Annotated in this window: 18 protein-coding genes; 12 read left to right on the top strand and 6 right to left on the bottom strand. The window is 70.6% G+C overall.

The window, feature by feature from the left end; translation table 11 throughout:
• Positions 1-10: 10 nt before the first annotated feature.
• Entirely contained in the window at positions 11-2179 is a 2169-nt protein-coding gene (locus tag VGR06_RS10380) for a xanthine dehydrogenase family protein molybdopterin-binding subunit (RefSeq protein WP_327558787.1), read from the bottom strand.
• A 181-nt stretch (positions 2180-2360) separates the two neighbouring features.
• On the opposite strand from VGR06_RS10380, the gene VGR06_RS10375 reads away from it, so the two are divergent.
• Entirely contained in the window at positions 2361-3572 is a 1212-nt protein-coding gene (locus VGR06_RS10375; RefSeq protein WP_327558786.1) for a helix-turn-helix domain-containing protein, read from the top strand.
• Positions 3569-5209 (top strand): long-chain fatty acid--CoA ligase, encoded by a 1641-nt coding sequence (locus VGR06_RS10370; RefSeq protein WP_327558785.1) that lies wholly within the window; start codon positions 3569-3571, stop codon positions 5207-5209. Before VGR06_RS10375 ends, VGR06_RS10370 begins: the two co-directional genes overlap by 4 nt.
• Positions 5210-5404: 195 nt before the next feature.
• Here VGR06_RS10370 and VGR06_RS10365 read toward each other — a convergent pair whose 3' ends face one another.
• Positions 5405-6796: a cation:dicarboxylate symporter family transporter gene (locus VGR06_RS10365; RefSeq protein ID WP_327558784.1), complete on the bottom strand. Its 1392-nt coding sequence runs from the start codon at positions 6794-6796 to the stop codon at positions 5405-5407.
• Positions 6797-6953: 157 nt separating this feature from the next.
• On the opposite strand from VGR06_RS10365, the gene VGR06_RS10360 reads away from it, so the two are divergent.
• Both VGR06_RS10360 and VGR06_RS10355 read left to right on the top strand, forming a co-directional pair.
• Complete coding sequence (locus tag VGR06_RS10360; protein WP_327558783.1) at positions 6954-8519, top strand: sensor histidine kinase; 1566 nt, start codon at positions 6954-6956, stop codon at positions 8517-8519.
• On the top strand, positions 8516-9193 hold the full coding sequence (locus tag VGR06_RS10355; RefSeq protein ID WP_327558782.1) for a response regulator: 678 nt from the start codon (positions 8516-8518) through the stop codon (positions 9191-9193). Before VGR06_RS10360 ends, VGR06_RS10355 begins: the two co-directional genes overlap by 4 nt.
• 274 nt (positions 9194-9467) lie before the next feature.
• Here VGR06_RS10355 and VGR06_RS10350 read toward each other — a convergent pair whose 3' ends face one another.
• Positions 9468-10241 carry an aminotransferase class IV gene (locus VGR06_RS10350; RefSeq protein ID WP_327558781.1) on the bottom strand — a complete coding sequence of 258 codons (774 nt, stop codon included), beginning with the start codon at positions 10239-10241 and terminating at the stop codon, positions 9468-9470.
• Between the two features lie 289 nt (positions 10242-10530).
• Between VGR06_RS10350 and infC the strand changes: the two genes are divergently transcribed.
• The 6 genes from infC to pheT all read left to right on the top strand — a co-directional run bounded on the left by infC (position 10531) and on the right by pheT (position 16499).
• Positions 10531-11124 (top strand): translation initiation factor IF-3, encoded by a 594-nt coding sequence (infC, locus tag VGR06_RS10345; RefSeq protein WP_327558780.1) that lies wholly within the window; start codon positions 10531-10533, stop codon positions 11122-11124.
• A gap of 52 nt (positions 11125-11176) precedes the next feature.
• Positions 11177-11371: a 50S ribosomal protein L35 gene (rpmI, locus tag VGR06_RS10340; RefSeq protein ID WP_327558779.1), complete on the top strand. Its 195-nt coding sequence runs from the start codon at positions 11177-11179 to the stop codon at positions 11369-11371.
• Between the two features lie 68 nt (positions 11372-11439).
• Positions 11440-11814, top strand: coding sequence for a 50S ribosomal protein L20 (gene rplT, locus VGR06_RS10335; RefSeq protein ID WP_327558778.1), 375 nt, complete (start codon positions 11440-11442; stop codon positions 11812-11814).
• A 157-nt stretch (positions 11815-11971) separates the two neighbouring features.
• Positions 11972-12784 (top strand): RNA methyltransferase, encoded by an 813-nt coding sequence (locus VGR06_RS10330; RefSeq protein ID WP_327558831.1) that lies wholly within the window; start codon positions 11972-11974, stop codon positions 12782-12784.
• A gap of 130 nt (positions 12785-12914) precedes the next feature.
• Positions 12915-13982, top strand: coding sequence for a phenylalanine--tRNA ligase subunit alpha (gene pheS, locus VGR06_RS10325; protein WP_327558777.1), 1068 nt, complete (start codon positions 12915-12917; stop codon positions 13980-13982).
• Between the two features lie 3 nt (positions 13983-13985).
• Positions 13986-16499: a phenylalanine--tRNA ligase subunit beta gene (gene pheT / locus VGR06_RS10320; RefSeq protein WP_327558776.1), complete on the top strand. Its 2514-nt coding sequence runs from the start codon at positions 13986-13988 to the stop codon at positions 16497-16499.
• Positions 16500-16656: 157 nt separating this feature from the next.
• Here pheT and VGR06_RS10315 read toward each other — a convergent pair whose 3' ends face one another.
• On the bottom strand, positions 16657-17349 hold the full coding sequence (locus tag VGR06_RS10315) for a DNA alkylation repair protein (RefSeq protein WP_327558775.1): 693 nt from the start codon (positions 17347-17349) through the stop codon (positions 16657-16659).
• Positions 17350-17486: 137 nt separating this feature from the next.
• On the opposite strand from VGR06_RS10315, the gene VGR06_RS10310 reads away from it, so the two are divergent.
• Entirely contained in the window at positions 17487-19091 is a 1605-nt protein-coding gene (locus VGR06_RS10310; RefSeq protein ID WP_327558774.1) for an alpha/beta fold hydrolase, read from the top strand.
• A 154-nt stretch (positions 19092-19245) separates the two neighbouring features.
• Positions 19246-20337 (top strand): winged helix DNA-binding domain-containing protein, encoded by a 1092-nt coding sequence (locus VGR06_RS10305; protein ID WP_327558773.1) that lies wholly within the window; start codon positions 19246-19248, stop codon positions 20335-20337.
• Here VGR06_RS10305 and VGR06_RS10300 read toward each other — a convergent pair.
• Together VGR06_RS10300 and VGR06_RS10295 are read right to left on the bottom strand one after the other, a co-directional pair.
• Positions 20330-21538 carry a Shedu immune nuclease family protein gene (locus VGR06_RS10300; protein WP_327558772.1) on the bottom strand — a complete coding sequence of 403 codons (1209 nt, stop codon included), beginning with the start codon at positions 21536-21538 and terminating at the stop codon, positions 20330-20332. The genes VGR06_RS10305 and VGR06_RS10300 overlap by 8 nt on opposite strands.
• A 7-nt stretch (positions 21539-21545) precedes the next feature.
• Positions 21546-22370: an SDR family NAD(P)-dependent oxidoreductase gene (locus VGR06_RS10295; protein ID WP_327558771.1), complete on the bottom strand. Its 825-nt coding sequence runs from the start codon at positions 22368-22370 to the stop codon at positions 21546-21548.
• Between the last annotated feature and the right edge of the window lie 8 nt (positions 22371-22378).

Below are 22378 nucleotides of genomic sequence, written 5' to 3'. Positions count from 1 at the left end.
GAACGCTCCTTCAGCCGGCGATCGGGAAGCTGCGCGGACGGGTTCCGGTGGCCCGGGCGTAGGCGTTGGCCACCGCGGCGGCGGCCGCCGGGAAGCCCAGTTCGCCCGCGCCGCCGGGTTTTCCGGTGCTGGGCGGCATGACGTGCACCTCTGTCTGAAGTGGACTGTGCCGCATCCGGGCCCACTTGAAGTCGGTGAAGCTGGACTCGCGCACCGCGCCGTTGTCGATGTGGTTGCCGGCGCGCAGGGTGGCCGAGATCCCGTCCACCACCACGCCGGCCAGCTGCGCCTCCAGCCCGCGCGGGTTGATCGCCCGGCCGACGTCCACCGCGACCACCGCCTTGGTCACCCGCGGCTCGGTTCCGGTCGCGTCGAGTTCCACCAGAACCGCCGCGCAGCCCTTGTACTCCTCGTGGATCGCCACACCCTGGGCGTGCCCGGGTGGCAGCGCGCGCCCCCAGCCGCCCTCGGTGGCCACCTTCTGCACCACCGCCCGCTCGCGCGCGCCGGACAGCCGCGCCAGCCGGAACGCGACCGGGTCCTGGCCGAGCCGCCGGGCGATCTCGTCGACCATGATCTCGTCGGCCACCGCCACCGCGCCGGAGTAGATCGACCGCCACGAGCTGGTCGCCACCCCGAGCGGGACCTCGCCCAGCAGGTAGGTCTCGACGCCGAAGTTGTACGGCATGTTCTGGGTCAGGTGGAACACGGTCTGCGCGAACGGTCCCGGCAGCAGGCCGGCGCCCAGCGCGGTGATCACGTCGCCGAAGCCGTGCCGCAGATCCAGCTCCACCGCGCCGACCCGGTGCTCGTAGGACAGCACGGTGCCGAGCAGGTAGGTGGCCCGGACGCGGTGGAAGCTGGCCGGGCGCATCCGGCCGTGGTGCATGTCGTCGGCCCGGGTGTAGAGCAGCTTGACCGGCCGCCCGATCGCCTTGGACACCAGCGCGGCCTCGGGCCCGGCGTCGAAGAACAGCCCGCGCCCGAACGAGCCGCCGCCGCGGATCGGGTGCAGCGTCACCGCGCTCTGCGGCAACCCGACCGCGGCGGCCACCGCGGCCTGGGCGGGAATCGGGCTCTTCGAGCGCATCCACACCTCGGCCCGGTCGGCGCGCACGTCGGCGATCGCGCCCATCACCTCCAGCGGCGCGTGGTTGAGGAAGGCGAAGCTGAACTCGCCCTCGACGGTGAGCGTGCCCAGCGGCGGCAGCACGAACGGCGGAGCCGCCGCGCGCAGTCGGGTCCGAATGTCGACATCCGACATTCCGGCAACGGGCCCGGGGTTCCAGGTGATCTTCAGCGCGTCCCGGGCCTGCTGCGCCTGGTCGAAGGTCTCCGCGGTGACCGCGACGCCGGTCGGGATCCGGGTCACCGCGAGGACTCCGGGCATGCCGCGGGCCACCGAGTCGTCCACCGAGGCGACCGTGCCCCTGATCGTCGGCGGCCGGGCCACCACGGTCGGCTTGGCGCCGGGCACGTCCAGGTCGTGGGTGTACCTCGCCCGCCCGGTGACGATGTCCAGCGCGTCGATCCGGTTGCGCGGCGTGCCGATCACCGTGAACCGCGTGGGATCCTTGGGTGCCGCGGAAACCTCCGGCAGCAGCACCCGCGCGGCGTCCGCGGACAGCGAGCCGTACCCGGCGGTCCGACCGTCCGGCGCGATCACCATCGTGTCGCGTGTGGACAGTGAGCCGGCCGGCAGGCCCCAGCGGTGCGCGGCGGCGGTCACCAGCCGGGCCCGCATGGCCGCGGTGACCTCACGCATCGGTTGGTACAGCACGGAGACCGACGCCGAGCCGCCGGTGAGCTGGTTCATCAGGTTGGCCGGCGTGGCGTCCTGCAACCGCACCTCGACGTCGGCCAGCCGGGCGTCCAGCTCCTCGGCGACGATCATGGCGAACGTGGTCGTGATGCCCTGGCCGACCTCCTCCCGCGGCAGCTGAACGACGACGCGGTTGGCCGGGGTGATCTCGACGACGAGGTTGTGCACGGTCGGCGCGGCGGCCAGCACCAGGGCGTCGGTGAGGTCGACGATGTCCGGCAGGCCGGGGGTGGCCTCCGACGCGGTTTCCGCGGACAGCGACGCGCCCATGGTGAGCGTGGGCGCGGCGATCACGTAGGTGAGGAACCGCCGGCGTCCGACGGCCGGCTGGTCAGGTGTGGCGGTGGGCTCGGCCATCGGGGAAGCTCCTCGTCAGCGCCGACTCGGGTGAATCCACATCAGACTCAATAGTCGCAGCGCCGGACCGGCCGATCACTGGTTGTAGCGCTCAGTCCAGGCCACTGCTCCTTGTGCGCATTGCACATCCTCCAGACGGCGGAATCTTGCCGTTCGGGGGCAAAACGAGCATCGTGACTCCATGGCAGCGCTGGAGAGTGTCGAGGATGTCGAGGCGGGCCCCGGGCTGATCGGGGTGCTGCGCGACCGGCTGGACGGGATCGCCGACCGCTGGGTCGGGCACATCGTCGCGAAGAACTCCGCCTACCTGGACACCGCGCTGGTGTCGCTGCCGGATCTGCGCAAGTCCTGCCGGGACAACACCGACGCGGTGCTGCGGCTGCTCACCGGGGATGCCGGCGGCGAGCCGTACGCGGTCATCCGGGCCGGCGCCCGGCGGCAGGCCGAGCGGGGAGTCCCGCTGGACTCGGTGCTGCGCTCGTACCGGCTGGCCGGCCTCGCCGTCTGGCAGGAGCTGGTGGACTGCGCCGCCGGCGACCCGGCCCTGCTCGAGCTGGCCGGCTCGCTCTGGCTGATCATCGACGAGGTCTCCGCCGAGGCCGCCACCTGCTACCACTACCACCGCACCGAGCTGGAGCTGCTGCGGATGGCCGAGCAGCGCCGCCGCGCCATGGTCGACGAGCTGCTCCGCGGCCGCGGCCGGGACGCCTCGTTCCTGGAGGACGCCGCGGTCAAGCTGGACCTGCCGGCGGACAGCCCGTACCTGGTGTTCGCGGTGGAGCCGACGTCCGCCGGCCGGCCCGGCGTGGAGATGGCCGCGGAAACGTTGGCGGCCGGCGGTTTCCGGTCGGTCTGGCAGGTCAGCGGGGAGGTGCTGGTCGGGTTGGTGGCGCTGGAGAAGTCCGGCCCGGAAGCGGTGCTGCGCCGGCTGCGTCCGGCCATGCGCGGCCGTGGCGGCGCCGGCCCGGTGGTCGCCGGGCTGGGCCAGGTCGACGAGGGCTTCCAGCTCGCCTCCATCGCGATGGCCACCCTGCCGGCCGGCGCGCCCGGTCTGGCGACGCTCGAGGACCACCTGCCGGAGGCGCTGCTGGTCCGCTCCCCGGACCTCGCCGACATGCTGGTGCGCGAGCTGCTCGGGCCGGTGCTGGACCTGCCCGGGCGGGAAGGCCGGCACCTGCTCACCACGCTCGCCGTGTGGATCGACACGAACTGCTCGGTGGCGCACACCGCGACCCGCCTCTACTGCCACCGCAACACCGTGCTGAACCGGCTCAACCGGCTGGAGGGGTTACTCGGGCGGCCGTTGAAGGGCCGCGCCACGTTCGTCGCCGTCTCGCTCGCCCTCACCGCGTGGGAGCTGCGCAACGTCCGGGAACGGGGTCGCGAGCGGTGAAGAGCACCATGCAGGACGCCCCGCTCACGGTCGCCCGGATGCTGCGCTACGGCACCACGGTGCACGCCGACAGCCGGGCCGCGACCTGGACCGGGACGGCGGCGCGGTACCGCTCCTACGGGGAGCTGGGCCTGCGCTGCGCCCAGCTGGCCAACGCGTTGCGCGCCCTCGGCGTGACCGGCGACCAGCGGGTCGGCACGTTCATGTGGAACAACGCCGAGCATCTCGAGGCTTACCTCGCGGTGCCGGCGATGGGCGCCGTGCTGCACACGATCAACCTGCGGTTCTCCAAGCACCAGCTGGTGTACACGATCAACCACGCCGAAGACCGGGTGATCCTGGTCAACGAGACGGCGCTGCCGCGGTTCGCCGAGCTGCTGCCGGAGCTGCCCACCGTGGAGCACGTGGTGGTCGTCGGCAGCGGGCGCCCGGCGGTCATGCGCAGCGCCGGCAAGCTCACCCACGACTACGAGGAACTCCTTGCCGCACAGTCGGTCCACTACGACTGGGAGGACCCGGACGAGGACAGCGCGGCCGCGCTCTGCTACACCAGCGGCACCACCGGGGAGCCCAAGGGCGTCGCGTACAGCCACCGGTCGATCTACCTGCACAGCATGGCGGTGAACACCCCCGCGGCGCACGGCATGAGCCCGCTGGACGTGCTGATGCCGGTGGTGCCGATGTTCCACGTCAACGCCTGGGGCATGCCCTACGCCGCACTGCTTGCCGGGGCGGGACTTCTGCTGCCGGACCGGTTCCTGCAGCCGGAGTCGCTGGTGGCCATGATCGTGCGGGAGCGGCCGACCATGGCCGCCGCGGTGACCACCACCTGGTCGGGCGTGCTCGAGCACCTGCGCGCGCACTCTGGGGATGTCTCGTCGCTGCGCATGGTGCTGGCCGGCGGCGCCACCTGCCCGCCCTCGCTGATGCGGGAGTTCCAGGAGCGGCACGGGGTTCGCATCGTGCAGGGCTGGGGGATGACCGAGACGTCGCCGATCGCCGCGGTGGCGCACCCGCCGGCCGGGGTCAGCGAGGAGGACGCCTGGCACTACCGGATCACCCAGGGCCGCCTGCTGCCGTCGCTGGAGGCGCGGCTCATCGGTGCGGACGGCCGCCCGATCCCGCACGACGGGAAAAGCGTGGGGGAGTTGGAGATCCGCGGCCCGTGGATCGCCAGCTCCTACTACAAGCCGGAACCCTCCGACCGCGAGGCCCCGTCCCGGTTCACCGGCGGCTGGCTGCGCACCGGCGACATCGGCACGCTCACCCCGGACGGCTACCTGACGCTGACCGACCGGGCCAAGGACGTGATCCGCTCCGGCGACGAGTGGATCTCCTCGGTGGAGCTGGAAAGCCAGCTCATGACCCATCCCGCGGTGGCCGAGGCCGCCGTGATCGCCGTCCCCGACGTCCGCTGGCAGGAACGCCCGCTCGCCGCTGTGGTCTTCCAGGCCGGCCGCTCCGCCACCGTCGCCGAGCTGCGCGACTTCCTCGCCGGCCGCATCGACTGGTGGCAGGTCCCCGAACGCTGGAGCGTCATCCCCGAGGTCCCCAAGACCAGCGTCGGCAAGTTCGACAAGAAGGAGCTCCGCCGCCGCTACGCCGACGGCACCCTCGATGTGATCATGCTCGACTAACCGTGTGTTGGCTTCTCACGTCGCCATGTTTGCGCGTGGCGTCGGTGAATTGGCCCCTGGCGCGGAACACGGGCCGACATGGCCGCGCCACAAGCCAACATGACTGCGCCTGATGCCAACACGCCGACGCCAGGGACCAACACGCCCGGTCGCGGTGGGCCGCCTTCCGACGGAGCAACCCACCGCGACCTTTCCTTACCCCCTTACCGCGGGCGTGGTCTCGCCGTCCGCGCCCGCGGCCGACCGGTCGCCGCCGTCGTCGACCATGGTCGCTTCGTCGAACGGGTCCTCGCCGGCCAGCACGCGGCCGGCCCGGTCCCGGTCGAACTCCTGGGTCCAGACGCCGACCAGCACGGTGGCCACCGCGTTGCCGGCGAAGTTGGTCAGCGAGCGGGCCTCGGACATGAACCGGTCGATGCCGACGATCAGCCCGACGCCGCTGACCAGGTCCGGCCGGTGTGCCTGCAACCCGCCGGCGAGCGTGGAGAGCCCCGCTCCGCTCACCCCCGCGGCGCCCTTGGACGCCACGATCATGAACAGCAGCAACGAGATCTGCTCGCCGAGGGTCAGCGGTGTGCCCTTCGCGCTGGCGATGAACAGCGTCGCCATGGTCAGGTAGATGGCCGTGCCGTCGAGGTTGAACGAGTAGCCGGTGGGCACGGTGATGCCGACGACCGGCCGGCTCACGCCGAGGTGCTCCATCTTGGCGATCAGCCGGGGCAGCGCCACCTCGGAGGACGACGCGCCCAGGATGAGCAGGAACTCCCGGCCCAGGTACCGGAGCAGGGCAAGGAGGTTGACCCGGGCCACGGTCCAGAGCAGTGTGCCGAGCACACCGAACACGAAGATCACGCAGGTGATGTAGAACCCGAGCATGATCACCGCGAGGCTCTTCAGCGCGCTCCACCCGGTGGCGCCGACCACCGCGGCGATCGCGCCGAACGCGCCGACCGGGGCCGTCCACATCACCATGGCGAGGATCTTGAAGATCAGCCGCTGGATGTGCTCGATGCCGCGCAGGATCGGCGCGCCCGCACCGCGGAGCGCCAGCAGCGCGAACCCGACGAGCAGCGAGACCAGCAACGTCTGCAGCACGTTGCCCGCGGTGAGCGAGGACAGCAGGGTGTCCGGGATGATGTTGAGCAGGAACTCGTTGGTGTTCTGGGGCGGTGCGGCCGGCGGTGCGCCCTGCTTGAGGCCACTGCCGGGGTTGAGCACGTTGCCGACCAGCAGCCCGATGATCAGCGCGACCGTGGACATCACCAGGAAGTAGCCGATCGCGAGCGCGCCGACCTTGCCGACGGTCGCGGCCTTGGCCACCCGGCCGATGCCGAGCACGATCGTGCAGAAGATGATCGGGCTGATCATCATCTTGATCAGCTTGACGAACCCGTCGCCCAGCGGTTTCAACGACTTCGCGAACTCGGGGAAGGCGAAGCCGACCACGATGCCGAGGAGCACGGCCAGGATCACCGCGAGGTACAGGTAGTGGGTGCGGTCGCCGCTGCGCCGGGGCGCCGCCTCTGAGGTCGTGGACACGGCCCGCACTATCCGCTCGGGTATGACCCGGGTCACGTTTCCGTACATATCGTTCACACCCTGAGGGGCATTCAAAATGCCGGTCTAGCGAGGGTGGGCCGCCGGCCCGCCCGAGTGGTCGGCCCCACCCACCAGCCAACTTGATCCATGCTCTACCGTGCCGTGGCCTTTGAATGTTCCTCGTTTCGAGTTGGACACTGTGGCCATGAGCCTTGCCCGACAGCTGCTGGTGCTGCAGGTGATCATCGTGAGCCTGCTGGTGGCCGGCGTGGCGGTGTTCGTCTATGTCGACGTGGCCGAGCACACCGAGGACGCCGCGCGGGAGAAGTCGGTGTCGGTGGCGAGCACCGTCGCGGACGCGCCGTCCGTCGTCGAGGCGGTGGCCTCCGCCGATCCGAGCGCGGTCCTGCAGCCGATGGCCGAGGAGATCCGGTCGGACACCGGCGTCGACTTCATCACGATCATGAACCCGGCCGGCCGGCGGTGGACGCACCCGAACCCGGCGATGATCGGCGGCCAGTTCCTCGGGCACACCGAGCAGGCCCTGGCCGGCCAGGTGTTCACCGAGACCTACACCGGCACGCTCGGCCCCTCGGTGCGGGCCGTGGTCCCGGTGTTCAGCGCGGACCACAAGGTGGTGGCCCTGGTCAGCGTCGGCATCACGGTGGAGGCCATCGCCGGGCAGATGCGGGACCGGCTGGTGCCGCTGCTCATCGCGGCCGGCATCGCGCTCGCCGTCGGATGCACCAGCACCTACCTGGTGAGCCGGCGGATCGGCCGGCAGACGCACGGGCTGGCGCCCGCCGAGTTGGGCCGGCGGATCGACTACCACGAGGCGATCCTGCACGCGGTGCGCGAGGGGTTGCTGCTGGTCGACAAGGATCGCCGGGTGACCCTGTGCAACGACGGCGCGCGCGAGCTGCTGGACCTGTCCGGCGGCGTGGAGGGCCGGCGGGTCGACGAGCTCGGGTTGCCGGAGGCGCTGGCGGCGAGCCTCGCCGGGGTGGCGCACGACGAGATCCGGCTGACCGACCGCCGGGTGCTGGTGGTCAACTCCGCGCCGGTGCACGCCGGCGACCGGGCGCACGGCAGCGTGGTGACCCTGCGGGACCACACCGATCTGCAGGCGTTGACCGGGGAGCTCAACTCGGTGCGGGGCTTCGCCGAGTCGCTGCGCTCGCAGGCGCACGAGGCGGCCAACCGGCTGCACACGGTGGTGTCGCTGGTCGAGCTCGGGCGCACCGCGGAGGCGGTCGAGTTCGCCACCGCGGAGCTGCGGATCGCACAGCGGCTCACCGACCGGGTGGTGGGTGCGGTGGCCGAGCCGGTGCTGGCGGCGCTGCTGCTCGGCAAGGCGGCCGAGGCCAGCGAGCGCGGCGCGGCGCTGGTGATCACCGAGGACACCGAGATCGACGAAACCGCGCTCGACGGCGACGGCGCCCGGGACGTGGTGACCATTCTGGGCAACCTGATCGACAATGCGCTGGACGCCGCGCTCGAGGGCGGTGACCAGCCGAAGGTGTTCGTGACCGCGCGGACCGAGGGCGGCGAGCTGGTGCTGCGGATCGCCGACACCGGCCGTGGGCTGGATCCGGACCGGATGCACGAGGCGTTCGACCGCGGCTGGTCCACCAAGCCCGGCAACCGCGGACTGGGGCTCGCCCTGGTGGGCCAGGCGGTCCGGCGCAACCGGGGCACCATCGAGGTCGGCAGCGACGGGGGAGCGGTGTTCACCGTCCGGCTTCCGGTGCGGCCGGGAGTGCCTGCGTGATAAGGGTTCTGGTGGTCGAGGACGACCCGGTGGCGGCCGAGGCGCACCGGCAGTACGTCGACCGGGTGGACGGGTTCACCGTGACCGGTGTCGTGCACACCGGTGCCGAGGCCGTCCGGGCTCTCAAGTGCCAGCCGGTCGACCTGCTGCTGCTGGACTTCTACCTGCCGGACGCGCACGGCCTGGACGTGTGCCGGGCGGTGCGGGCGGCCGGGCACACGGTCGACGTGATCGCGGTGACCTCGGCGCGCGACCTCGCGGTGGTGCGGGCCGCGGTGTCCGCCGGCGTGGTGCAGTACCTGTTGAAGCCGTTCACGTTCGCAGCCATGCGCGACAAGCTCGAGCGCTACGCACGGTTCCGGGCCGGCGTGGACCGCACCGGCCAGGCCACCGGTCAGTCCGAAGTAGACAGTCTACTGTCGACGCTGCGCGGGACGGAAAGCCCGCCGCTGCCGAAGGGTATGAGCGCACCCACCCTGGACGCGGTGGTCTCCGCGCTGCGCGCCGCGGCGGACGGCTTGTCCGCGGGCGCGGCCAGCGACGGCATCGGCGTGTCCCGGGTGACCGCGCGACGCTATCTGGAATACCTGGCGGACAACGGGTTGGCCGTCCGTCGGCTGCAGTACGGCCAGGTCGGTCGGCCAGAACTGTGGTACCACTGGAGATCCGGCTAATGTGCCCCGCCTGAAATTCGTGGCGTAAGTCCGCATGGTGGTCGCGGTTCACCAGGGGCGGCGGTGTCCGATTGGGGCGAATCCGCCGGCCAAGATCGCTGTGCTCGTGTCCTGAAGGGGGCCTTCGGGACGTTGAGCGTCCTGAAGGTCACCTTCAGGACATCGCCCACCGTTTGATCACACCAGCCTCGCCAGCACCCAAACCAAGATCCACACTGGGCGCTCAGTCGTCGGTATGTCACGGATTTAGCGCGCGAATCTCTGACTCGGGACACTAGATCACGTCCCACGGCACGGTCTCCCAGGCCGCCGCCATCAGCTCGGCCAGTTCGCCGGTGCCGGCGAACTCCACCTCGCCGATGCTCGCCACCGGCTGTCCGGCCCAGCTCGAGTACGTGATCACCGCACCATGGAGCTCCGCGAGGTCGCGGACGTACACCGGGCGGGTCACCGAGGGGATCCGGGGTTTCAGCAACTGCATGGTGACGCCGGCGAGCTGCGGAGCGTCCGGCCAGACCACCTGCTCGCCGTCCCACAGCGCGAGGTTCCAGGCCGTGCCCTCGGAGATCCGCCCGGTCTCGTCGGCGAACAGCGCGTCGTCGAAGCCGTCGGCCTGGGCGAGGCGCCAGTGCCGGATCAGGCCCATCGTGGCGACGTGCTTGATGTGCGGCAGATCCCGGACGTAGGTCGTGGTGCGCAGGCGCCACGCGGGTTGCGGGCCGTCCGGCATCGGGTCGCCGACCGACACCAGCACCGAGGGCCCGGCGTCCACGCGCTGGTTGCGGCCGCCGCCGAACACGGTCACCCGGACCGTGGCGTCCCGGTCGTCGCCGAGGGCCGCCCGGATCCAGCCGCGTACGGTCGACCCGTCCACGGGCTCGGCGAACAACTCGCGGGAGGAGTCCTCGAGCCGGCGCAGGTGCACGTCCAGGCCGGCCACCCGGCCGTCGCGGACCTGCATCGACGTGAAGTGGCCGTAGTTGACCGTGGCCAGCCGGTGCAGGTCTCCCGTGGTCGCCGGGGCTCCGTTGATCTCCGCTCGCACCATGGTGATCATGCTGCCAGGTGCGGTACGGAGATGTCGGTTGCCGGTCTGATACCCTGATGGGTGCGACCTGCCCCAGGAGGGGCGGCAAAGTGGAGCCCCGCTCCCACCCGCGTCACCAACTCAGGTGGCCGGGTCCGATCGCGGTGACCGAGGTTGGGTCACGGTGTCCCGGCTCCACGCCGGGCTCGGTCGGATTGCGGGCCCCGTTCGCCAGTTGGCGGCGGGGTTCGGTGTTGTCAGGGGCGTCACGAGGCTATCCGGGCCGCGCGCGACGTACAGAGAGAAGTGAATGACCCTGACCTCGGATCGAGGAGGCCCCATCAGCTCCGAGCAACGTATCAACGACCGCATCCGAGTACCCGAGGTCCGGCTGGTCGGACCGAACGGCGAGCAGGTCGGAATCGTCCGCATCGAGGACGCGCTCCGGCTGGCTCAGGAAGCGGATCTGGACCTCGTCGAGGTCGCCCCGCAGGCCCGGCCGCCGGTCTGCAGGCTCATGGACTACGGCAAGTTCAAGTACGAGAGCGCGCAGAAGGCCCGCGAGTCGCGTCGCAACCAGCAGCTCACCGTGATCAAGGAGCAGAAGCTCCGCCCGAAGATCGACACGCACGACTACGAAACCAAGAAGCGCAACGTGGTCCGGTTCCTGGAGCACGGAAACAAGGTGAAGGTCACGATCATGTTCCGGGGTCGCGAGCAGTCCCGGCCGGAGCTCGGCTTCCGGCTGCTGCAGCGGCTGGCCGACGACGTGGCCGAGCTCGGTTTCGTCGAGGCGTCGCCGAAGCAGGACGGCCGGAACATGATCATGGTGTTGGCGCCGCACAAGGTTCAGAAGACGCGCCAGCGGGCGACGACGCCGAGCGGGGAATCCGATCCGCAGTAGGACCACCCGGACCGTCCTGAAACTCACCGCAACACAGATCAAGGAATGACACATGCCCAAGCAGAAGACCCACTCGGGGATCGCCAAGCGGGTCAAGGTCACCGGTAGCGGCAAGCTGCTCCGCCAGAAGACTGGTCTGCGCCACCGGCTGGAGAAGAAGTCGAGCGAGCTGACCCGCCGTCTCTCCGGCACCACCGAGGTGTCCAAAAAGGACCGTCGCCGCGTGAAGCGGCTGCTCGGCCGTTGAGCCGACTTCTCGTAGACCTTTGACCACCCCGGGCGGAACCCCGCCCACGAGATCGACAGGACGGACCAGTGGCACGCGTCAAGCGGGCGGTGAACGCCCACAAAAAGCGCCGCACGACCCTCGAACTGGCCAGCGGCTACCGCGGGCAGCGTTCCCGGCTCTACCGCAAGGCGAAGGAGCAGGTGCTCCACTCGCTCAACTACGCCTACCGGGACCGGCGGGCCCGCAAGGGTGACTTCCGGCAACTCTGGATCACCCGGATCAACGCCGCCGCGCGACAGAACGGCTTGACCTACAACCGGTTCATCCAGGGCCTGCGGGTCGCCGGCGTCGAGGTCGACCGCAAGATCCTCGCCGAGCTCGCGGTCAGCGACCCCACCGCGTTCGCCGCGCTGGTCGCCGTCGCCCGCGAGAACGCGCCGGCCCAGGGCAAGGCTTCCTGAGCACCAATACTCGGCGACGGCCCCCGTGAAGGCTCACGGTTTCCGAGGGCAGGCCGGAGGCCTGCCCTCGGAAACCGTCCCACCCCAGACCAACCGCCAGTCGACCACGCAAGGGAGGGTTACGAGCCTTCACCCTGAGTCCGGCAGAGTTCGTCCACTGTATACAGAGCGGACGCCCCGGGTCGTTGCCGCCCGGCACCTCACCAAGCGCTCCGCCCGCGACCGCTCCGGCCGGTTCCTCGTCGAAGGCGCCCAGGCCGTCCGCGAAGCCCTCGTCTTCGGCACCGTCCACGAGCTCTTCGTCACCCCCACCGCCGCCGCCCGCAACGCCGACCTCGTGGAAGCCGCCGCCGGCGCCGACGTCCGGGTCTCCCGCATCACCGAGCGCGCCGCCGACGGATTGTCCGTAACCGTGACGCCCCAAGGCATCGTGGCCGTCTGCGACCAGGTCGACATACCGTTGGCCGACGCTCTCGCCGGTTCCCCGAAGCTGGTCGCCGTGCTCGTCGGCGTAGCCGACCCCGGCAACGCCGGCACCGTCACCCGCGTAGCCGACGCCGCCGGCGCCAACGCCGTGATCTTCGCTGGCGACACCGTGGACCCGCACAACGGCAAATGTGTCCGCGCCACCACCGGCAGCCTCTTCCACCTCCCCATCACTCGATCGCGTGATATCAACCAAGCATTAGCGGTTTGTCGATCGGCGGGCCTTAGGCTGGTCGCCGCGGACGGGAACGCTGACGACGAACTCGACTCCGCCGACCTGACCCTCCCCACCGCCTGGATCTTCGGCAGCGAAGCCCACGGCTTACCAGAAGAGGTGCACCCCGCCATCGATCAGTCCCTCCGGGTCCCGATCCACGGCCGGGCCGAAAGCCTCAACCTGGCTACCGCCGCAGCGATCTGCCTCTACTCCAGCGCTACGGCCCAGCGGGCAGGGAGCGCCACGAGCCAAGGAGGAAGACCATGACCCCGCCTCCACCCAGGCGTGGAGTAACCGGGTTCGGACGGGCAGTACCCATCACCTAAGATCGGGGCTGCTCATCGGCTGACCAGGGCCCGTGAGCCGGCCACCATGATCCCGGGAGCTTTCACCAACCATGTCCGGAGCCAACGACTCCTACGACCCCAAAGAGGTCGCGGCGCTCGCGCCGGAGACGCTGCAGGCTGCCGTCGAGCGGGCGCGTGAGGAGTTCGCGGGCGTGACGGACCTGGCGAAGCTGGCGGCGATCAAGCCGCAGCACCTGGGGGACAAGTCGCCGCTGCTCGTCGCGCGCCGGGAGATCGGCGCGCTGCCGCCCAAGGCCAGGGCGGAGGCCGGAAAGCGGGTCAACGAGGCGCAGGTGGCGGTGAAGGCGGCGTTCGACGAGCGGATGGCGCAGCTGCAGGCGGAGCGGGACGGGCGGGTGCTGCGCGACGAGAAGGTCGACGTGACGCTGCCATGGGACCGGTATCCACGCGGGGCCAGACATCCGATCACCACGCTGAACGAGCGCATCGCGGACGTGTTCATCGGGATGGGCTACGAGGTGGCGGAGGGGCCCGAGGTCGAGACCGAGTGGCTCAACTTCGACGCGCTGAACTTCAAGAAGGATCATCCGGCGCGCACCACCCGGGACACCTTCTACATCGCACCGGAGAACTCCGGCATGGTCCTGCGCACCGAGACCTCGCCGATGCAGATCCGCGGGCTGCTCGAGCGGAAGCCCCCGGTCTACCTCATCGCTCCTGGCCGGGTGTTCCGGACCGACGCCCTCGACGCGACGCACACCCCGGTGTTCACGCAGGTCGAGGGGCTCGCCGTGGACAAGGGCCTGACCATGGCCAACCTGCGGGGCACGCTGGACGCGTTCGCCCGGGCGCTGTTCGGCGAGCAGGCCAGGACCAGGTTCCGCCCGCACTACTTCCCGTTCACCGAGCCGTCGGCCGAGGTCGACGTGTGGTTCGCGGAGAAGAAGGGCGGCCCCGGCTGGGTGGAGTGGGGCGGCTGCGGCATGGTCAACCCGAACGTGCTGCGCGCCTGCGGGGTGGACCCGGAAGCCTATTCCGGCTTCGCGTTCGGCATGGGGGTCGAGCGCACCCTCATGTTCCGCAACGGCATCCCGGACATGCGGGACATGGTCGAGGGTGACATGCGGTTCACCCTGCCGTTCGGAACGGAGGCCTGACCGGTGCGGCTTCCCGTCAGCTGGCTGACCGAATATCTCGAGACGGACGAGAAACTCACGCCGGAACAGATCGCCGACGCGTTCGTGCGGCTCGGGATGGAGGTCGAGGACGTCCACCCGCTCGGTTCGGTGACCGGCCCGCTCGTGGTCGGCCGCGTGGTGGAGATCGAGGATCTCCCGGACGTCAAGAAGCCCATGCGGTACTGCACGGTCGAGGTGGCCGAGCCGGAGGGCGACGACGCCGAGGAGGAGCTGGCCGCACGCACCCGCGGGATCGTCTGCGGCGCCACCAACTTCGTCGAGGGCGACCTGGTCGTGACGGCGCTCCCCGGCACGGTGCTGCCCGGCGGTTTCACCATCGCCGAACGCAAGGCGTACGGGCGGACCAGCCAGGGCATGATCTGCTCGGCGCGCGAGCTGGGCCTCGGCGAGGACCACAGCGGCATCCTGGTCCTTCCGCCCGGGGAGGCCGGAGCCGGCGACGACGCGATCGAGCTGCTCGGCCTCGATGACACCCTGATCGACCTGGAGATCACGCCGGATCGCGGCTACTGCCTGTCCCTGCGCGGCCTGGCCCGGGAGCTGGCTTGCGCGTTCGACGTCCCGTACCGCGATCCCGCGGCGGTCGACGTGCCGGAGGCCGACGGCGAGTCGGTCGGCGTCACGATCGAGGACCCGGAGATCTGCCGGCGGTTCGCGGTGCGCCGGATCACCGCGGTGGACCCGACGGCGCCGACGCCGTGGTGGATCCGCCGCCGCCTGATGCTGGCCGGAATCCGGTCCATCTCGCTGGCCGTGGATGTCACCAACTACGTGATGCTCGAGGTCGGCCAGCCGATGCACGCCTACGACACGCCGTCGCTGCACGGCGCGATCAGCGTGCGGAACGCCCGGCCGGGCGAGAAGCTGACCACGCTGGACGACGTGGAGCGCGCGCTCGACCCGGACGACGTCGTGGTGTGCGACGAGTCCGGTCCGATCGGTCTTGCCGGCGTGATGGGCGGGGCCACCACCGAGATCCGCACCGACAGCACCGACATCCTGCTCGAGGCCGCCATCTGGAACCCGGCTTCGGTGGCCCGCACGGTGCGCCGGCACAAGCTGCCCAGCGAGGCGTCCAAGCGGTTCGAGCGGATGGTCGACCCGGCGCTGCCGCCGGTGGCGCTGGAGATCGCCGCGCGGCTGCTGCGCGAGCACGGCGAGGGCACCATCCGGCCGGGCCGCACCGACGTGGGCGAACCGCTGTCGCTGCCGCCGATCACGATGCCGATCAACCTGCCGGACCGGGTCGCCGGGGTGAACTACGAGCGCGGCGTGACCGCCCGCCGGCTTCAGCAGATCGGCTGCCAGCCCACCGTGGAGTCCGGCCCGGACGGCACCACCCTGGTGGTCGCCTTCCCGCCGTCCTGGCGCCCGGACCTGGAGCAGCCGGCCGACCTGGTCGAGGAGGTGCTGCGGCTGGAGGGCTACGACACCATCCCGTCGGAGCTCCCGGCGGCCGCCCCGGGCACCGGGCTCACCCTGGCCCAGCGCCGGCGCCGCAGCGTGTCCCGGGCGCTGGCCGAGGCCGGCTACGTCGAGGTCCTGCCGTTCCCGTTCGTGTCCGAGACGGTCTGGGACGCCTTCGGCCTGGACGCCGAGGACAGCCGGCGGCGCACCCTGACCGTGCTCAACCCGCTCGAGGCCGACCGTTCCCAGCTGACCACCACGCTCCTGCCGGGAATGCTGGACATCGTGGTGCGCAACGTTTCCCGGGGCGCGCGGGACGTGGCGCTGTTCCACCTCGGGCAGGTCGTGCAGCCCAAGGCGCAGCGGGTGCCGGTGCCGGAGCTCGGCGTGTCCCAGCGGCCCACCGACGACGAGTTGGCGGCCCTGCTGGCTTCCCTGCCGCAGCAGCCGGTGCACGTCGCCGTGGTGCTGGCCGGCAACCGGCAGCGGGCCGGCTGGTGGGGCCCGGGGGAGAAGGCCACCTGGGCGGACGCCGTGCAGGCCGCGCACATCGTGGCCGCCGCCTACGGCGTGACGCTGCGGGTGCAGTCCTGGGAACTGATGCCCTGGCACCCCGGGCGGTGCGCGCAGCTCCGGGTCGGCGACTGGCCGGTCGGCCACGCCGGCGAGCTGCACCCGAAGGTGGTCGAGGCACTCGGCCTGCCCCAGGGGACCGTCGCCCTGGAGCTCGACCTGGACGCCCTTCCGCTCGCCGAGACCCGCCCGGTGCCGCGCGTGTCCCCGTACCCTCCGGTGCTGCTCGACGTGGCGCTGGTGGTGGACGAGTCGGTGCCCGTCGCCGAGGTCGCCGAGTCGCTCCGCACCGGCGGCGGCGACCTGCTCGAGGACCTGAGCCTGTTCGACGTGTTCACCGGCGACCAGGTCGGCGTGGGCAAACGGTCCCTGGCCTACTCGCTGCGTTTCCGCGCCCCCGACCGGACCCTCACCCTCGACGAGGCCACCGTCGCCCGCGACGCCGCGATCGCCTCGGCCACCAGCCACCACGGCGCCACCCTCCGCACCACCTGAGGTCTGTGCCTGTCGTGCTCGGGCGGAAGATTGACATGGCTTGCGCCTGCCAACGGAACCTCAGGGGACCGTGACGGCACTCAGCCACAATCCACCACACCACCGCAGCGTTCCCCAGGAACGCAACCACCGTGAGAAATTCCGGAGAGGCGGACTGTCACAGGTGCTTCAAGGCTTCTCGGCGGGACAGCGGCGAGAGGCCGGGGTGGGCGGCCACGAAGGAGCGGACCCAGCCGGGCTCGGTCTTGGCGAACTCGCGCAGCGCCCAGCCGATTCCCTTGCGCAGAAAGAAGTCCGGGTGGTCCACGTTGGCCTCGACGCAGTCCGACAGCAGCGCCACGTCGGTGTCGTCCTTCGAGCCGAGCTGGCAGATGATCGAGGTGCGGCGCTTCCACCGGTTGCGGTCCCGGCTCCAGGCCCGCATCACCGGCGCGAGCTCGGCGGGGTACGCCCGGACCAGCGGGCCGATCCGGCGGTTGGCCACCTCGTCGACGAGGTCCCACCAGGCACCGGTGACGATCAGCTCCTCGTAGAGCGGCAGCAGGCCGGGCTGCTGCCAGCGCCGGTACGGGCGGAAGTCGGTGAGATCCACCGCCAGGTAGCGCTCCTCCCGGTACTCCGCGCCGCGCCACAGCTCCAGCACCGTGGCCGTCCACGTATTCACATCCGACAATAAGTGTGCGGCGAACAACCGCGTGGCAAGCTCCTTGCGGGCCGGCTTCTGCACCCCCCGGAACGGCATCAACGACTTCATATAGCGCTGCATCTCCGGCGCCTTCGCCGGGTCCGCCAGCTCGGCGAGTCCGGTGCGGACGGCGGTGACCAGTCCGCTGTCGGCTAGGTTGGGCACCTCGCTATCCTGCCGGGTCACGATCCGATAAAGCGACGAACGTCGTGTTCCCAAGTTGAATGCGTGCCGGGCAAGCTCTGCCGCATGTCGTGGATCGGTGCTGTTCGCGACGGGAATAAGGGACGAAAAGGGGAAACGTGAAGAAACTAGTTGCCGCAGTAGCGGCCGCCGGGGCGATGGTCGGCGGCTTGCTGGCGGTGCCTTCCGCGGTGGCCGCGCCCGGCCCCGCGGCCGACTACACGCCGCCGCCGATCAACTGGGGAGCGTGTCAGCACCCCAGGCTCATCAGCGCCGGCGCGGAGTGCGGGTTCGTCGAGGTTCCGCTCGACTACGCCAAGCCGTCCGGCACCAAGATCCAGCTCGCGGTGTCCCGGGTCAAGCACAAGACGCCGGACTCCGAGGCGCAGGGACCCATGCTGGTCAACCCGGGTGGCCCGGGCGGCTCCGGCCTGATCTACGCCATCTTCGGCGAGTTCGTGCCGGACGGCGGCGGCGACGCTTACGACTGGGTCGGCTTCGACCCGCGCGGGGTCGGCTCCAGCCGGCCGGCGCTGAGCTGCATCCCGGACTACGCCGGCTACAACCGGCCGTTCTACGTGCCGATCACGCCGAACCTCGAGCGCACCTGGCTCAAGCGGTCCCAGGACTACGCCAACGCCTGTGACAAGGCGCAGAGCTCGCTGCTGGACCACCTCAAGACGATCGACTCCGTGCGTGACATGGACAGCATCCGCAAGGCCCTGGGCGCGCCGCAGATCAACTACTACGGGTTCTCCTACGGCACCTACCTCGGCCAGGTCTACGGCACGCTGTTCCCGGACAAGTTCCGCCGGGTGATCTTCGACGGCGTGGTGGACCGCACCCGGGTCTGGTACGACGCGAACATCGACCAGGACATCGCGTTCGACGCCAACATCAAGATCTACTTCGACTACGTGGCGAAGCACGACGACGTCTGGCACCTCGGCAAGACCGGCCGGGACGTGGAGCGGCTGTTCTACGGCGAGCAGGCGAAGCTGCTGCGCCAGCCGGCCGACGGCAAGATCGGCGCCGACGAGTGGACCGACATCTTCCTCTCCGCCGGCTACTACGTGTACGGCTGGGTGGACATCGGCAACGCGTTCGCCGCCTGGGTGCACGACCACGACGCGCAGCCGCTGGTCGACCTGTACGGCTCGCCGCCGTTCAACGACAACAGCTACGCGATCTACCTGGGCGTGCAGTGCACCGACGTGCAGTGGCCGCTGGACTGGAACAAGTGGCGCCGGGACAACTGGATCACGTTCCTCCGGGCTCCGTTCGAGACCTGGGGCAACGCCTGGTTCAACGCGCCGTGCGTGTACTGGAAGGGTGACGTCGGCACGCCGGTGCGGGTCGACGGCCGCCGGGTGCAGAGCGCCCTGCTGATCGAGGAGACCCACGACGCGGCCACGCCGTTCAACGGCGCGCTCCAGGCGCGGAAGGACTTCCCGGGCTCGGTGCTGATCGAGGGCGTCGGCGGCACCACGCACGCCGGCTCGCTCTCCGGTGTCACCTGCACCGACGACAAGATCGTCGCCTACCTGAAGACCGGCGCGCTGCCGGCCCGCAAGCCGGGCAACCGGTCCGACGTGCAGTGCGACCCGGTTCCGGCACCCGAGCCGGACCAGGCCTCGATCGCGTCGAAGTCGGTGTCGGCCTCGTCGTCCGAGATCAACTCGGTCGCCGACCTGCACCGCGAGTTCTTCAACTCCATGCGCTGAGCCGCCTCTCCGGAATTTGACTCCGGTGGTTGCGTCTCGGCGAACGCTGCGGTTGTCGGGGTGGATTGTGGCTGAGTGCCGTCACGGTCCCCTGAGGTTCCGTTAGCTGGGCGCCCCGGCCGAAATGGTCGGGGCGCCCGGTTAGTCTCCGGGCATGCCGGTCGAGGTGCTCACCAGCCGCGAGCTGAACCGCGCCCTGCTGGCCCGCCAGCTGCTGCTCAAGCGGGTGGACCGGCCCGCCGTCGACGCGGTCGAGCACCTGGTCGGCATGCAGGCGCAGTCGCCGAACGCGCCGTACCTCGGTCTGTGGTCCCGGTTCGACGGGTTCGCCGTGGCCGACGTGTCGGACGCGATCCTCGACCGCCGCCTGGTCCGGGCGAGCCTCATGCGCGGCACCATCCACCTGGTCAGCGCCCGCGACTGCCTGCTGCTGCAACCCCTGCTGCGCTCGATTTTCGCCCGTGCGGTGCAGAACTCGCCGCTGCTGCCGCCGCCGGCCGAGGTCGACGCCGTGCTGAAGCTCGCCGGCGACCTGCTCGACGAGGCCCCGCGCACCCTGGCCGAGCTGCGCGTGCTGCTCGGCGAGCGCCGCCCCGACCTCGATCCCGAGTCGATGGCCCGCGCCGCCCGCTATCTGCTTCCGCTGATCCACGTGCCGCCCAAGGGAATCTGGGGTCGTGGCGGCCAGGCCCGGCTCACCACGATCCAATCGTGGCTCGGCCGCGACGTCGACCCGGACGCCCGGCTCGATGCCGTCATCCCGCGCTACCTCGCCGCGTTCGGCCCCGCGTCGGTCAAGGACATGCAGACCTGGTGCGGCCTCACCGGCCTCCGCGACGTCGTCCGACGCCTCGATCTCCGCACCTTCCGCGACGAGTCCGGCACCGAGCTCTTCGACGTCCCGGACGGCCTCTTCGCCGACCCGGACACCGCGGCCCCGGTACGCCTGCTCCCGGAATACGACAACTGCCTCCGCTCGCACACCGACCGCCGCCGGATCATGACCGACGAATCTCGCGCCGCATTGTTCGCCACCAAGAACGACGCCCCGATGCCCGCGTTTCTCATCGACGGATTCGTCCGCGGCACCTGGAAGCTCGACCGGACCCGCACCACCGCCACCGCCCACATCAGACCTTTCGGCAAGCTGTCCAAGAAGGACGCCTCAGCGGTGGCCGCGGAAGCCGCCCGGCTGCTCGATTTCACCGACCCGGACGGCCGCACACACGAGGTCAGGCTCAGCTGACGGTTTCGTTGCTGGCCGTGGTGACGTGCCATTCGGCGCGGGCGAGGAGTTCGTCGAAGGTCACGATCTCCGGCTCCTGCAGTTGCCGCCGGTAGAGCTCGAAGGAGCGGACGCGGTCGCGGTTGTCGCCCCCGGCCGTTCCGCGCAGCTGGTCGAGGTTGCCGATGACGAGGAACGCCCGCGGCCGCAGCATGTAGGTGAACTCGCCGGGCAGGTCGGAACCGTCCGCCGCGGTGTCCTGGAGCCGCTCGCCGATCTCGGTGACTGCGCGGTGCACGGTGCCCTGCACCTGGGCGACCCCGCCGGACAGTTCGGTGGACGGCGCCCAGCAGCCCGGCCGGTACTCCTTGCTGGCCAGCAGCGCCGCCCGGTGGGTCTTGATCTCGGCGAACACCATGGACTTGATCCGGCCCGAGGTACGGAGCAAAGCGTCCGCGCGCTTTCCCGCCCCCGAGACCGAGGACCCAGCGACCACCTGCTCCAGCCGTTCGTGGCTCCACGAGGTGAGCAGCTGGCCGGTCAGCGGGACGCCCAGAATCCACGGGTTCTCCTCGAAGAACCGCTGCCACACCGCCTCCCGCCGGCGGCCGGGCGTGCGGGCGACCTCGCCGGCGAAGTAATCGTCGTCGTCGAGCAACCGCCGGAACCGCTGGACCTGGTTCCGGCGGCGCGACACCGCGATCACGTCCCGGGCCGACTCGTCATCGGAGATCAGCTGCCGGAACCGCTCGGGGTCCTTCTGATAGATCGACATCAGTACGCCGGGGGTGCGGAACAACTCCCGGATCAGAGCGTCGTCGACCCGAACCGTCTCCTCACCCTCGATCGGAATGTAATCCAGGTTGCGCAACAGCTCGACCAGCCGGCCGAGCTCCGGCTGGCTCAGGTTCAGCAGCACGTCGACTTTCCCGGAGCCGCCGTCGCCCGGAACGCGCTGTATCCAGAGCTGCTTGACTTTCCCGGCTTCCCGGGCGACGAGCAGCTTGACCTGATAGCGGCCCGCCTTGGTCTCCCGAATCACCCACTGCTCGCCGTCGAACTCCGCAACGGTTTCCCCGGCGGGATCGAAGACCTTGTGCACAAACCTGGCCGGCTGACCGTGGTCGGCGGAACTGGCCCAGGGGTAGGGAAATGACTTCGACGCGTAGGTGCGATCGGGTAGCCGCCCCTGGGCATATGTGAGTTCGGCGTCATCGGCCACCCGGCCATTATGAGCCCAGTGCCCGCCTGACCAGTTCCTCGGACAGCTCGCGGAGTCGCGCTCGTGCGGCCGGGTCGTAGGCCTGGTCGAGCGCGCGGGTCTCCCTGGTGCCGTCGAAATACCGGCCGGTCACCCGGTCCAGCGCGGGGTCCGCGATGAGCCGCAGCGTGGCGGTGCCCCCCTCCTCGACGGTGTTCAGCACGCCGATGCCGGCCTCGTGCACCATCGCGGTGTCCATGAACGTGGCGGGGTGCAGGGCGTTCACGGTCACCCCGCGGTCCCGCAGCTCTTCGGCGAGGTCGAAGCTGAACATGATCTGGGCGAGCTTCGCCTGCCGGTAGGCGGAAACCCCGTCGTAGGACCGTTCCAGCTGCACATCGGCGAAGTCGATCGGCTGCTGGCCGGCCGAGGAGACGTTGACCACCCGCCCGGCCAGGAGCGGCAGGAGCCGGCGGGTGAGGTGGTAGCCGGCCAGATAGTTGACCGCGAAGCGCAGCTCGTAGCCGTCCGCGCTGACCTGCCGGCCCGAGTCGGGTGCCCCGAACCCGATCCCCGCGTTGCTGACCAGCACGTCGATCCGGTCGAAACGGCGCTCCAGCTCGCCGGCCAGCGCCTCGACCTCGGCCAGCGAGGCCAGATCCGCCCGGACCGTGTCCATATGCTCGTTCCCGGTCGCGGCGGTGATCTCGTCCCGGGCGCGCTCGAGCCGTTCGGAGTCCCGGCCGTGCACCACCACCTGCGCCCCCAGGGCGGCCACCTGCTCGGCCAGGTAGCGGCCAAGCCCACTGGTCGCCCCGGTGATCACAACCGTGCTCTTCTCCAGTGATCGCACCCGTCCCA

Source organism: Actinophytocola sp. (genome assembly GCF_036002505.1).
Taxonomy (GTDB): Bacteria; Actinomycetota; Actinomycetes; order Mycobacteriales; family Pseudonocardiaceae; genus DASYTH01.
Note: the sequence above shows the minus strand (reverse complement) of the source record. Positions and strands in the feature narration are given on the sequence as shown.

What these genes read in the sequence shown, in the direction of transcription:
- VGR06_RS10380 (WP_327558787.1), bottom strand. Translation starts at nt 2,179, where the DNA reads ATGGCCGAGCCCACCGCCACACCTGACCAGCCGGCCGTCGGACGCCGG.
- VGR06_RS10375 (WP_327558786.1), top strand. Translation starts at nt 2,361, where the DNA reads ATGGCAGCGCTGGAGAGTGTCGAGGATGTCGAGGCGGGCCCCGGGCTG.
- VGR06_RS10365 (WP_327558784.1), bottom strand. Translation starts at nt 6,796, where the DNA reads ATGTACGGAAACGTGACCCGGGTCATACCCGAGCGGATAGTGCGGGCC.
- VGR06_RS10360 (WP_327558783.1), top strand. Translation starts at nt 6,954, where the DNA reads ATGAGCCTTGCCCGACAGCTGCTGGTGCTGCAGGTGATCATCGTGAGC.
- VGR06_RS10350 (WP_327558781.1), bottom strand. Translation starts at nt 10,241, where the DNA reads ATGGTGCGAGCGGAGATCAACGGAGCCCCGGCGACCACGGGAGACCTG.
- infC (WP_327558780.1), top strand. Translation starts at nt 10,531, where the DNA reads ATGACCCTGACCTCGGATCGAGGAGGCCCCATCAGCTCCGAGCAACGT.
- rpmI (WP_327558779.1), top strand. Translation starts at nt 11,177, where the DNA reads ATGCCCAAGCAGAAGACCCACTCGGGGATCGCCAAGCGGGTCAAGGTC.
- pheS (WP_327558777.1), top strand. Translation starts at nt 12,915, where the DNA reads ATGTCCGGAGCCAACGACTCCTACGACCCCAAAGAGGTCGCGGCGCTC.
- VGR06_RS10305 (WP_327558773.1), top strand. Translation starts at nt 19,246, where the DNA reads ATGCCGGTCGAGGTGCTCACCAGCCGCGAGCTGAACCGCGCCCTGCTG.